This window comes from Salinarimonas soli (genome assembly GCF_008386575.1).
GTDB lineage: Bacteria > Pseudomonadota > Alphaproteobacteria > Rhizobiales > Beijerinckiaceae > Salinarimonas_A > Salinarimonas_A soli.
Genome location: NZ_VUOA01000023.1, coordinates 44,193 through 56,742 on the forward strand (window position 1 = coordinate 44,193; position 12,550 = coordinate 56,742).

Below are 12,550 nucleotides of genomic sequence, written 5' to 3' on the forward strand. Positions count from 1 at the left end.
CTGTTCCTGACATGGTCACGACCATCGGATCTTCCGCCAGGGATCGCCCAAAGGGTCCCGGCACTCAGAAGGGACATGGTCCATGGGCAGCCTGAAAGTACTCGCCGTGGCGGGGCTGGTCGCTGCGGCCTCGACGGCCGCATCGGCCGCCGACCTCCTGCCGCCGCCGCCGGCCGTCTACGCTCCGGAGGCCCCGGCACCCGTCGAGATCGGCGGGGGGTGGTACCTGCGCGGCGACATCGGCGTGGGCGTGACCCACATGCGCGATTTCGAATACGTGTCCGACCAGCCGCTTCCCACGGATATCGCCTACTCGATCGATCGCAAGTCGGTGAACGATCAGGTCTTCGTGGGCGCCGGCATCGGGTTCCAGTTCAATTCGTGGCTGCGCGCCGACGTGACGGGCGAGTACCGCGCCTCGACGGGCTTCGACGCCATGGAGCGCGCCCGCTACACCTTCGGCGGGGCGGACGGGTTCAACCACTTCACGGGCAAGATCGCCTCCTTCGTGGTCCTCGCGAACCTCTATGCCGATCTCGGCACCTGGTACGGGATCACGCCGTTCGTCGGCGTCGGCGTCGGTGGAGCCCACCATCGCACCCAGGACTTCCAGGACATCGGGTACGGCCGTCACCTCGGCGGCATCGGGTTCGCGGGCTCCACGAGCTCCACCCATCTGGCCTTCGCCCTGCATGCCGGCCTGGCCTACGACGTCAACGAGCGGCTCAAGCTCGAGCTCGCCTATCGCTACCTCAACATGGGGCGGCCCAACGCGGGCACGATCAACTGCGAGGGCGGCTGCGACGCCTACGGCTACAAGCTGAAGGACTACGATTCCCACGACATCAAGATCGGCATGCGCTGGCTTCTCGCCTCGCCCGCGCCCGTGGCGTACGAGCGCCCGCTCATCCGCAAGTATTGAGGCTGTCCAGAGATCGTGACGGGGCGGCGTGGACGGGGTCCGCGCCGCCCTTCTCATGTCTGGACCTTGCCCGGACGCGTTGCATTTAATCGATCCTTCACGCCCCGTCTTTACCATGGCTCGTCGATGGCACGGCAAGCGCCGGCCGCCCCCCAGCGATCGACGACAGGGACCACGCCGCCATGACCAGCCCAGCCCTCCAGGCCCTCGCGGGAGCCCTTCTGCTCGCCATCGCCGCTCCGGCTGCCGCCGCGGACCTGCTGCCGCCCCCGCCCCCCCCTGCGCGAGACCCTGGCGCCCGTCGCCGACACGGAGTTCGCGGCAGGCTGGTACCTGCGCGGAGACGTCGGCTACGTGCATCCGGGCAACGTCACGGAGGCGGCGTATGGCGAGCCCACGCCCCCGATGGTGCACCCGAAGCTCAGCGACGCCTGGTCGGTCGGCGGCGGCATCGGCTACCGCGTCAATAGCTGGCTTCGCTTCGACGCCACGGTCGATTACCGCATCGGCTCGACCTTCAAGGGCCGCAATTCCGGTACGGGTTTCGTCCGGGGCTACTCGCAGGAGAGCGCGGATTTCGAGGCGACCACGGCGCTCGCCAACGCCTATGTGGATCTGGGGACCTGGTCCGGCATCACGCCCTATCTCGGCGCCGGCATCGGCCTGTCCTCGACCCTGTTCCGGAACTACGTCTCGCAGGTGGTCTATTTCGACGGGACCCCGGTTCCGCCCTTCGGCTACCCGGGCAAGCGCACGAACCAGCTCGCCTATGCGCTCATGGCCGGCGTCGGCATCGATCTGGGCTCCGGCGCGACGCTCGACGTCGGCTACCGCTACGTCCATCTGGGCGAGGTCGCCACGCGCCTCGACGCCTTCAACGTCGGCACCAAGATGAAGGACATCGACGCCCACGAGATCCGGGCGGGCCTGCGCTGGGAATTCGCCCGGCCCGCGCCGGCCGTTCTCGCCCAGGCTCCGGTCTCGGCCCGTTACTGAGCCGGCGCCAGCACGTCCCAAGCAATCGCGGCGCGACCCCGGTCGCGCCGTTCGTATCTCAGGTCCTGTTACTTCGGGCGGCGCCGCAACCCAAAATTAACGTTAATCCCCCATCGTGTCCCTCAAGCACCACCCGAAAAGTGCCGTCGTCGAGGGCTCCTTCATGCGTATCCTGTCCATCGCGGTCCTGGCCGCGGGTCTTTCGTCTCCCGTCCTCGCGGCCGATCTCGACTACGCGCCGTTGCGCGGCACGCAGTACGGCTCGGCGCCCGCATCGGTCGAGAACTGGGAAGGAGGGTATGCCGGCGGCTTCGCGGGCTATACACAGACGAACTACGCCTTCACGGGCACAACGGCCAATCTTCTCTATCCCTTCTTTCGCGAAAGCTATCTCGAGACCGAGCATCAGGTCACGAGGCTCCTGGAACCCGGCGCGGCGGCCGCGAACGCGATGTCGTTCGGCGCCTTCGCCGGCTACAACGTCCAGTTCGACGAGATCGTGATGGGCGTCGAGGTGGACTATACGCGCACGCGCAGCACGCTGTACGGGTCCGGAACGGACGCGATCGGCCGGCGATACGCGACGAAGGACGGCTACAACAACGACGTCTACGTGGCGGGACGGGCCTCGGCGGAACTGCGGGAGTTCGCCACGCTGCGCGGCCGCGCCGGCTACACGATGGGGGCGTTCATGCCCTTCGTGTCGCTCGGTCTCGCCGTGGGGCAGGCGAAGGTGACCCGTGCGGCGTCCGCGACTTGGCTCGGCACCGACGCCGATCCCTTGTCTTCGCCGATTCTGCCGGACTTCTACGGGGCGTACAGCAATTCCAACGCCAAGACCGCCTGGTCCCTCGGTGTGGCGACCGGGCTGGGCGTGGACGTGGCCCTGTCGCGCAACGCCTTCCTGCGGACCGAATGGCAATATGTCCGCTTCACCGATTTCGACGGCGTCGCGGCGAGCATCAACACGGTCCGAGCCGGCGCGGGCTTGAAGTTCTAGTCCCAGGCTGCCCGAGCCCAGCCCGGTCCAAGTCGCTTTTCCCACTCTCCCCCTCGTCCTGAGAGGCTGGCCCATAAGTGCGGCCGACCCACCACCCTCGTCCTGAGGTGCCCACGAAGTGGGCCTCGAAGGGCGTTCCAGCGGTCTCCGGACGGCCGTGGCAGAGGTCGTGCGTGCTTCGAGGCTCGCTCCGCTCGCACCTCAGCATGAGGGAGGGACAGGAGCATCCCTTTTCGGGTCAGGCTCTGAGGTGGCGGGCCTCGAAGGGCGCTCCAGGGCTCTCCGGACGGCTGTGGAAGCATCCTGCGTCCTTCGAGGGCGGGCTCCGCAGGCCACCTCAGCATCAGGGGGACAGGAGCAGGCCCTCTCGGGCCAGATTCGCAGGCGCCCTCGATATAGAGGGGGGAGGGTGGGCCGACCCCGGCCCGACCCCTAAAGAAACGGGGCCTTTCGGCCCCGTTTGTCGTTTCACTCCGCGGGCTGGACCCGCTCGCCTTCGGTCTTGCCGTGGCCGTAGCGTTCGCGCAGGCGGTCGAGCATGCTGGAGACGTGGTTCGACGGCTTGGAGAAGCCGGCGAGCAGCAGATAGATGCAGGGCACCACGAGGGTGGTGAGCAGCGTCGAGAGGCTCACCCCGCCCACGATCACCGAGCCGATCGCCGCCCGCGCCTCGCCGCCCGCCCCCGTGGAGAGCGCCAGCGGGACGGCGCCGCCGATGGTGGCGATCGAGGTCATGAGGATCGGGCGAAGCCGCATGACGGACGCCTCCGTCACCGCTTCGCGCACGCTCAGGCCCTGCTCGCGCAGCTGGTTGGCGAACTCGGTGATCAGGATGCCGTTCTTCGTCATCAGGCCGATCAGCAGGATCATGCCGATCTGCGAGTAGATGTTGAGCGACTGTCCCGTCCACCACAGGGCCAGGAGCCCGCCCGTGACCGCCAGCGGCACGGTGGTAATGATGATGAGCGGCGCGACCCAGCTCTCGAACTGCGCCGCCAGCACCAGGAACACCACGAGGAGCGCCAGGCCGAACGTGATGTAGATCGCGCTCGACGAGTCCTTGAACTCCTTGGCCTGGCCCTTGTAGCCGATGCGCGCCTCCGCCGGCAGGTCCTCGCGCACGATCCGCTCCAGCGTGTCGATCGCCTGGCCGATCGACACGCCCGGGGCCAGCGCCGACTGGATGGTGATCGAGCGCAGGCGATCCTGACGGTTGAGCACCTGGGGCGCGGCCGACTCGCTCAAGGTGATGAACGAGGACAGCGGCACGAGATCGCCGCTCGCGGACCGCATGAAGGTGTTGGCGAGGTCGCTCGGGTTGGCGCGGTCCTGGGCGCGGGCCCGCATGATGACGGGGTACTCGTTGCCCCGGTTGACGAAGGTGGAGACCTCGCGCTCGCCGAACATGAGCTCCAGCGTGCGGCCGATCTCCTCGATCGACACGCCGAGATCGGCCGCGCGGGCGCGGTCGATCTGCACCCGGATGTCGGGCTGGCTCTCCTTGTAGTCGGTGTCGAGGTTCTGGTAGAGGCCCGTGGCCTGCGCCCGCTGGATCACCCGGTCGGTCCATTCCTTGAGCGTCGGGTAGTCGGGCCCGCCGATCACGAATTGCAGCGATTGCTGGCCGAAGCCGCGCTGGCCGAGGGAGGGCGGGTTCACGGGGAAGGCGCGCGCCCCGGGAAAGGTGGTCACGGACCCGAAGAGCTGGCGCGTCACGTCCTGCTGGCTGATGGAGCGCTCGTCCCAGGGTACGAGGCGCACGATGACGAGGCCCGCATTGACGGGGGAGGGGCGTACGAAGCCCGGAGCCACCTGGCTCAGGAGCGAGGCCACCACGCCCTTGTCCTGCATCGGGCGCAGCGCCCGCTCGACCTCGCGCACGCGCTCGCGGGTATAGTCGAGGCTCGACCCCTCGGGCGCGCTGATGGGGATGATGATGATGCCGCGATCCTCGACGGGCGAGAACTCCTTGGGCACCGCCTGGAACAGGTTGAAGGCGGCGAGCGACACCACGACGCCGAGCGCGAGCAGCACGAGCGGGATGTTGAGCGCCCGCTTCAGGATCCAGCGATAGCCGTTGGTCATGCCCACGAAGACGGGCTCGGTCCAGCGATGGATGGGCCCGTGGGCCGGCACCATGAGCTTGGAGCACATCATGGGCGTGAGCGTGCGCGCCACGACGCCGGAGAAGAAGATCGCCGCGGCGAGCTGGATCGCGAACTCCCGGAAGAGCCGGCCCGTGTTGCCCGTCATGAAGGCGAGGGGGATGAACACCGCCATGAGGGTGGCGGTGGTGGCGATCACCGCGAAGCCGATCTCGCGTGCGCCGTCGAAGGAGGCGAGCAGCGGCGGCTGCCCCTCCTCGATGCGCCGGTGCACGTTCTCGATCTCCACGATCGCGTCGTCCACCACGATGCCGATGGCGAGCACCACCGCGAGCAGGGTGAGCACGTTGATCGAGGCCCCGAAGAACGCCGCCACCATGTAGGAGGCGATCACCGAGACGGGGATCGCCACGATGGCCACGATGGTCGAGCGCCAGTCGCGCAGGAAGATCAGGATCACGAGGATCACGAGGGCGATGCCCTCCATGAGCACCCGCATGACGCCGTTGATCGAGGCGCGGATGAACTGGCTCTCGTCGTAGGAGATGCCCGTCGTGGTGCCCGGGGGGAGGGCGCTCTGGAGCTTTTCCAGCTCCGCCCGCACCCCGTTGGCCACGGTGAGCGTGTTGGCGGTGGACTGGCGCACGATGCCTAAGCCGATGGCCGGCTGGCCGTCCTGGTAGAACTCGAAGCGTGCGTCCTCCGGGCCCACCTCGACCCGCGCGACCTCGCCCAGGCGCACCAGATAGCCGTTCTTGTTGGAGACGATCACCCGCGAGAAGGCCTCGGGCGTCGCGAGCCGCGAGTCGGTCTTCACGGTGAGCTCGCGCTGGCTCGACTCGATGCGCCCGCCCGGCAGCTCCACGTTCTGGCGCTTGATCGCGGTCTCCACGTCCTGGACCGTGAGGCCCCGGGCCGCGAGGGCGCCCCGGTCGACCCAGATGCGCATGGCGTAGCGCCGCTCGCCGCCGATGTTCACGTTGGCGACGCCCTCGACCGTGGCGAGGCGGTCCACGTAGACGCGCTTGAGGAAGTCGGAGAGCTCCAGCGGATCGAGCGTGGAGGAGATGACGCTGATCCACATGATCGCGCCCGCGTTCGCGTCCACCTTGCGCACCACGGGCGTCTCGACGCCGTCGGGCAGGCGCCCGATGATGCGCGAGACCGCGTCGCGCACGTCCGAGGCCGCGGCCTCGGGGCTGCGGTTGACGTTGAACTCGATCGTGACGCCGGAGCGGTCGTTGCGGCTCTCGGACGTGATCGCGCGAATCCCCTCCAGGCCCGCGACGGCGCCCTCCACCACCTCCGTGATGCGGCTCTCGATCACCTCGTTCGAGGCGCCGCGATAAATGGTGTTCACGGAGACCACCGGGGGATCGACCGCCGGGTACTCGCGCACGGGCATCTGCATTAGGGAGGCGAGACCGCCCACCATGAGGAGCAGGCTCACCACCACCGCGAAGACCGGACGGCGGATGAAGAGATCGGAGATTTGCATCGGGGGGCCCGCGCGTGAAGGGTCGGATCAGCCCCGCCGCTCGGCGGGCAGGGCGTTGTTGTCGGTGCGGGCCGCGGCGGGCCGCGTGCCGCCGGGGGCCGGGGTGCCGGCGGGACGTGCCTCGCCGGGGGTAGCGCCGGGGGCGCCGATGGGGCGCGGGTTGACCGCGGCGCCCGCGCGGACCCGCTGGACGCCGCGCACCACGATGGTCTCGCCGGGCTTAACGCCGTCCACGACCTCCACCCCGGCCGCCTGGCGCTGGCCGATGGTGATCACGCGGCGCTCCACCTTGTTGTCCGCCACCACGTAGACGATGTGGCGCAGGCCCTCGTTGACCACGGCCTCCTCGGGCACCACCACGGCGTTCTCGCGCTCCAGCACCTCGAGGGCGACGGAGAGGAACATGCCCGGCCGCAGGGTCTCGTCCCCGTTCTCGAACTCCGCGGTGAGCTTCACGGTGCGGGTGGTGGGCTCCACCCGGGGGTCGAGGAGCGTGACCTTGCCGGTGAAGGCGCGCTCGGTGAACGCCGCCGACATGGCGCGCACGGTCTGGCCCACCTTCAGCTGCCCGAGCAGGTTCTCGGGCACGGCGAAGTCGACGCGCACCTTGGACAGGTCGTCGAGGCTCGTGATCCGGGTGCCCGGCGAGACATAGGCGCCGAGCGAGATGGAGCGCGAGCCGATGCGGCCGGCGAAGGGCGCGCGTACGATGAGATCGTCCATGCGGGCCTCCGCGGCCCGGCGCCGGGCTTCGGCCGCGGTCACGGCGCTCTCGGCGGAGCGGACCTGCGCCGAGAGGTCCTCGACCTGCGCCTCGGTGCCCGCGCCGGTGCGGCGCAAGGCTTGGGCACGCTCCAGGCGCCCGCGGATCTCGTCGCGCTGCGCGCTCGCGCGCTGGATCTCGGCGGCGGCGCTCTCGATGTCGGCGCGGCGCTCGTCGGTCTCGAAGCGCAGGAGCACGTCGCCGGGCTTCACGAGCTGGCCTTCCTGGAAGCGGATCTCGGCGACGACGCCGGACACCTTGGCGGTGACCGTGATGGACTCGTTGGCCCGCACCGTGCCCACCGCCTGGCGCGTGTCGACGATGCGTGCGGTCTTCACCGTGTCGACGTCGACCAGGGCGGGGCCGCCGGGGCTGCCGCGACCGGGCGGTCCGCCGCGCCCGGGCTGCTGAGCCGCAGCGCCGGCCGCAGGCGCCTGGGGCAGGTAGGGCGCGATCACCGGCCCGATCACGGGCACCGCCGCGACCTGCTGCCACTGACCCGTCTGATGCACGTGCCATGCGCCATAGCCAAGGCCGCCGATCACCGCGATGACCGCAAGCTGTCCGTACCAGCGCATGGAGGCTCCTGAAGGCTGAACTCGAGTGTTCCCGGCCTGCTTGTATACGCAAGATCGGGTCCAGAGGATGGGATAGGGATACACATAGCAGTGAACATGGGCTCCTGCATGCTTTTGTCGCAGCCTGCCGGCCGCTGCGCACGGCGCCCCGGGGCGGTCGCGGGGCCGGCTCGGGGGGCAGCCCCGGCGCGCCGTGGGCTCAACGTCAGGCTGGCGTAACGGCAGGGTGCCCAGCAGACATCAAGCGTGGTATTTCGCGGCCGTGACAGGCGAACGCGACTCGATGTTCGACGGCGACCGGCAGACGACGGCTGGCGTGCATGCGGGCGCCGACAAAAAACGGTCGAGCCGTTTCTGGCGTCGAAGCAATGATTTACGCGGGTTTTTCGCTGGGCTCCGCATCTGATCGGTTTCGATATTTTTCGGCATCGCTTCTTATCGCCTTGTAATTGCCGGGATGCGGGTCCATATTCGGATCATCGACATTTGGCCGAATATCGGGCCGTTCCGCCAGGGCGAACAGCCGGGCGCGCGTTCAGACCTTCCACCTCCAGATTTCGACAGCCGGATTCCGGATGCGCAGACGCGCGCCGTCGTCCAATCTGCATACCCAAGTGACAAGGATACCCCGCATGAACACGGGCACCGTGAAGTTCTACAACGAGACCAAAGGCTTCGGCTTCATCCAGCCGGACAATGGCGGCAAGGACGTGTTCGTCCACGCCACGGCTCTCGAGCGCGCCGGCATGCGCGGCCTCGTGGAAGGCCAGAAGGTCTCGTTCGACACGGCCGAGGATCGCCGCACGGGCAAGATCGCCGTCGACAACATCCAGGCCGCGTAACGGCTTCCGGCGCGGAGCCGCCGCGCCGACCCGCCGCCCGCTCAGGGCGGCGTCCACAATAACAAGAAGATGATCATGAAGTTTTCATTCCAGCCGGGCCGTGCCCGGCGTCCCCTCCGCTCCGAGCAGGCGACCTTCCGGGTCGCTCGCCTGTGGGCGCACGAGGCGAACGGGTCGACCGAGGTGAGCCACCTCATCGACCGTACCTACGACTACGCCTCGCCGCGCGAGCTGCTCTGGCACCTGGCCGAGCGTTTCGCGCGCCCTGTCGGCGATCTCGCCCTCGATCGGGTCTGATCGCCGGGCCTGCTCCGGCAGGCCCTCTCGCTTTCGAGCGCGGAGCCGTGCCGCCCGGCCCCGTGACCTCTCCTGCAGGCCGGCAGACTTTCGTGGGTGGCGGCCCTGGTGCCGCCTCCCCATATAGGACCCATGAGCAACGACAATCCGAACTACCCCTACACCCTCGAGATCGCTCCCTGCGTGAAGCCGTCCGGCCATTACGGATGGGCGATCCGCCGCCATGGCAAGCTCCTCGAGCGGTCCGATCGGCCCTACCATTCCGAGAACTCCGCCCGCGAGCGCGGAGAGGCGGCGCTGGAGCGCCAGATCCGCGCGTCCCGCGACCGCTGAGCCGGCACCCGTCCCGGCGAGACCGCGCCCCTCGCGGGCGCGATCCACGGACGGCCCCACCCACGGCATCCTGATCCTCCGCGGCGCCCCGGCGCCGCGGAGCGTTGCCGCATGGGCGCCAGCTTGACCCATCGCCCGTGGAGGCCCATACCGGTCGGCGGGAGACCCCTCCCCACCGAGGGGCGCCCATCTGGAAGGATGGATCACATGACCGCGAACACCCCCGCCGCGCGCCCGCGCGCGCCCTATTTCTCGTCCGGCCCCTGCGCCAAGCGCCCCGGCTGGTCCCTCGACAAGCTGTCCGACGCCCCGCTGGGGCGCTCTCACCGCGCCAAGGCCGGGAAGGCGAAGCTGAAGCTCGCCATCGACCTCACCCGCGAGGTGCTGGAGGTCCCCGCCGATTACCGCATCGGCATCGTGCCGGCCTCGGACACCGGCGCCGTCGAGATGGCCATGTGGTCCATGCTCGGGGCCCGCGGCGTCGATCTCCTGTCCTGGGAGAGCTTCGGCGAGGGCTGGGTCACGGATGCGGTCAAGCAGCTCAAGCTCTCCGACGTCCGCACCCTCTCGGCGCCCTATGGCGAGCTGCCGGACCTGTCCCAGGTCGATGCCGCGAACCGCGACATCGTCTTCACCTGGAACGGCACCACCTCGGGCGTGCGTGTGCCGAACGCCGACTGGATTCCCATGAAGCGCGACGGCGTCGTGATCTGCGACGCCACCTCGGCGGCCTTCGCTCAAGCCCTCGACTGGCCGAAGCTCGACGTGGTGACCTTCTCCTGGCAGAAGGCGCTCGGCGGCGAGGCGGCGCACGGCATGCTGATCCTCTCGCCCCGCGCGGCGGAGCGCCTTGAGACCTACAAGCCCGCCTGGCCGCTGCCGAAGATCTTCCGCATGACGAAGGGCGGAAAACTCATCGAGGGCATCTTCGAGGGCGAGACCATCAACACGCCCTCCATGCTCTGCGTGGAGGACTATCTCGACGCCCTGAAATGGGCGAAGAGCTTAGGGGGCCTCGACGCGCTGATCGCCAAGGCCGACGCCAATGCCCGCGTGATCCAGGAGTGGGCCGCGCGCACGCCGGGCGTCGCGAACCTCGCGCAAAACCCGGCCATCGCGTCCAACACCAGCGTCTGCCTCGTCATCGACGATCCGGACGTGGTCGCGCGCGGCCCGGAGGCTGTGTCGGCCGTCGCCAAGGGCATCGCCGCGATGCTCGAGAAGGAGGGCGTCGCCTACGACGTCGGCTCCTACCGCGACGCGCCCGCGGGGCTTCGCATCTGGTGCGGCGCCACGGTGGAGCGGTCCGACCTCGAGGCGCTCGTCCCCTGGCTCGACTGGGCGCTCGCCGAGCAGAAGGCGCGGCTCGCCAAGGCGGCGTGACGCCGCCATCCCCCTTGCGGGGAGGGGCTAGGGGTGGGGGTCGGGACGCGAGAGGTCCCGGTGCAGGATCAAGCCTGTAGCAGCGTGCGTGCTCCCCTCCCCATCCACCGCTCCGACTTTTCGACCCCCACCCCCATCCCCTCCCCGCAAGGGGGAGGGGGGCAAACCGCAGGTGCCCCATGCCCCGCGTCCTCATCTCCGATGCCCTCTCCCCCGCCGCCGTCCAGATCTTCAAGGATCGCGGCATCGACGCTGATTTCCAGCCCGACCTCGGCAAGGACCGCGACCGTCTGGCTGCCGTGATCGGCGACTATGACGGGCTTGCCATCCGTTCCGCCACGAAGGTCACGGCCAAGATCCTGGAGGGCGCCGTGCGTCTCAAGGTGATCGGGCGAGCCGGCATCGGCGTCGATAATGTCGACGTGCCGGCGGCCACGGGCCGGGGCGTGATCGTCATGAACACGCCGTTCGGCAACTCCATCACAACGGCCGAGCACGCCATCGCCATGATGTTCGCGCTCGCCCGCCAGATCCCGCAGGCCGACGCCTCGACGCAAGCCGGCAGGTGGGAGAAGAACCGCTTCATGGGCGTCGAGATCACGGCCAAGACGCTCGGCGTCATCGGCTGCGGCAATATCGGCGCCATCGTGGCCGACCGCGCGGTCGGCCTGCGCATGCGGGTCGTGGCCTACGATCCCTACCTGACCCCCGAGCGCGCCTTGACGCTCGGCGTCGAGAAGGTGGAGCTCGACGAGCTGCTGCGCCGGGCCGACATCATCACGCTCCACGTGCCGATGACGGACCGCACCCGCAACATCCTCTCGGCGGAGGCCATCGCCCGGACGAAGCGCGGCGTGCGCATCGTCAACTGCGCCCGCGGCGGCCTCGTCGACGAGGCGGCGCTGCGCGCGGCGCTCGATTCGGGCCACGTCGCGGGGGCGGCGTTCGACGTGTTCGCCATGGAGCCCGCCACCGAGAACCCGCTGTTCGGCCACCCGAACGTGGTCTGCACGCCGCATCTGGGCGCCTCGACCTCGGAGGCGCAGGAGAACGTCGCCCTCCAGGTCGCCGACCAGATGTCCGACTACCTGCTCCAGGGCGCGATCCAGAACGCGGTGAACTTCCCCTCGATCTCGGCCGAGGAGGCGCCGCGCCTCAAACCCTTCGTCGCGCTCGCCGAGAAGCTCGGCTCGTTCCTGGGCCAGCTCACCGAGGCGCCGATCAAGGGCATCCGCATCGAGTACGAGGGCGCGGTGGCCGGCATGAACACCCGCGCCCTGACGGCCGCGGCCGTCACGGGGGCGCTGCGGCCCTTCCTCCAGGACGTCAACATGGTTTCGGCGCCCGTCGTCGCCCGCGACCGGGGCATCGTCGTCGAGGAGGTGAAGCGCGAGAACGCGGCCCGCGACTACGAGAGCTTCATCCGCATCGTCATCGACGCCGAGGACATGCCGCGCCATGCCGGCGGCACCGTGTTCCAGGACGGCAAGCCCCGCGTCACCGAGATCCGCGACATCGCGGTCGACGCCGAGTTCGCGCCCCACATGATCTATGTCCGCAACGCCGACCAGCCGGGCTTCATCGGCCGCTTCGGCATGCTGCTCGGCGAGGCGGGGGTCAACGTCGCCACCTTCGCGCTGGGCCGCGACCGGCCGGGCGGCGACGCCATCTGCTTCGTGGCCGTGGACGAGGCGGTGTCGCCGGAGCTGCTGGCCCGGATCGAGGAGATTCCGCAGGTGAAGCGCGCCCGCGCGGTGCGGTTCTAGAACCCCTGCGGCCGCGGCCGGCGCCGCCCGCGACGAGGACGGTTGCCCGGGCTCGCCGAGCCGCGTA

10 protein-coding genes are annotated in these 12,550 nt (G+C 69.4%); 8 read left to right on the plus strand and 2 right to left on the minus strand.

Annotation, left to right across the window (positions count from 1 at the left end; genetic code table 11):
* Nucleotides 1-82: 82 nt before the first annotated feature.
* From F0L46_RS13340 to F0L46_RS13350, 3 genes are all read left to right on the plus strand, one after another.
* Nucleotides 83-922, plus strand: coding sequence for an outer membrane protein (locus F0L46_RS13340; RefSeq protein WP_149818310.1), 840 nt, complete (start codon nucleotides 83-85; stop codon nucleotides 920-922).
* 291 nt (nucleotides 923-1,213) lie between these two features.
* Nucleotides 1,214-1,918 (plus strand): outer membrane protein, encoded by a 705-nt coding sequence (locus tag F0L46_RS13345; RefSeq protein WP_276315538.1) that lies wholly within the window; start codon nucleotides 1,214-1,216, stop codon nucleotides 1,916-1,918.
* A gap of 163 nt (nucleotides 1,919-2,081) precedes the next feature.
* Nucleotides 2,082-2,918 (plus strand): outer membrane protein, encoded by an 837-nt coding sequence (locus F0L46_RS13350; RefSeq protein ID WP_149818314.1) that lies wholly within the window; start codon nucleotides 2,082-2,084, stop codon nucleotides 2,916-2,918.
* 468 nt (nucleotides 2,919-3,386) lie between these two features.
* Here the strand turns inward: F0L46_RS13350 and F0L46_RS13355 are convergent, their stop codons facing one another.
* Entirely contained in the window at nucleotides 3,387-6,521 is a 3,135-nt protein-coding gene (locus tag F0L46_RS13355) for an efflux RND transporter permease subunit (protein ID WP_149818315.1), read from the minus strand.
* 27 nt (nucleotides 6,522-6,548) lie between these two features.
* Nucleotides 6,549-7,862 carry an efflux RND transporter periplasmic adaptor subunit gene (locus F0L46_RS13360; protein WP_149818317.1) on the minus strand — a complete coding sequence of 438 codons (1,314 nt, stop codon included), beginning with the start codon at nucleotides 7,860-7,862 and terminating at the stop codon, nucleotides 6,549-6,551.
* A gap of 632 nt (nucleotides 7,863-8,494) precedes the next feature.
* On the opposite strand from F0L46_RS13360, the gene F0L46_RS13365 reads away from it, so the two are divergent.
* The 5 genes from F0L46_RS13365 (at nucleotide 8,495) to serA (ending at nucleotide 12,483) form a co-directional block, all read left to right on the plus strand.
* Complete coding sequence (locus tag F0L46_RS13365) at nucleotides 8,495-8,704, plus strand: cold-shock protein (protein ID WP_149818319.1); 210 nt, start codon at nucleotides 8,495-8,497, stop codon at nucleotides 8,702-8,704.
* Between the two features lie 75 nt (nucleotides 8,705-8,779).
* Complete coding sequence (locus F0L46_RS13370) at nucleotides 8,780-9,001, plus strand: hypothetical protein (RefSeq protein ID WP_149818321.1); 222 nt, start codon at nucleotides 8,780-8,782, stop codon at nucleotides 8,999-9,001.
* 132 nt (nucleotides 9,002-9,133) lie between these two features.
* A complete protein-coding gene (locus F0L46_RS13375) occupies nucleotides 9,134-9,334 on the plus strand; it encodes a hypothetical protein (protein WP_149818323.1) in 201 nt (66 codons plus the stop codon).
* Between the two features lie 207 nt (nucleotides 9,335-9,541).
* Entirely contained in the window at nucleotides 9,542-10,717 is a 1,176-nt protein-coding gene (locus F0L46_RS13380) for a phosphoserine transaminase (RefSeq protein WP_149818325.1), read from the plus strand.
* A gap of 179 nt (nucleotides 10,718-10,896) precedes the next feature.
* Entirely contained in the window at nucleotides 10,897-12,483 is a 1,587-nt protein-coding gene (gene serA / locus F0L46_RS13385) for a phosphoglycerate dehydrogenase (protein WP_149818327.1), read from the plus strand.
* Nucleotides 12,484-12,550: the final 67 nt, after the last annotated feature.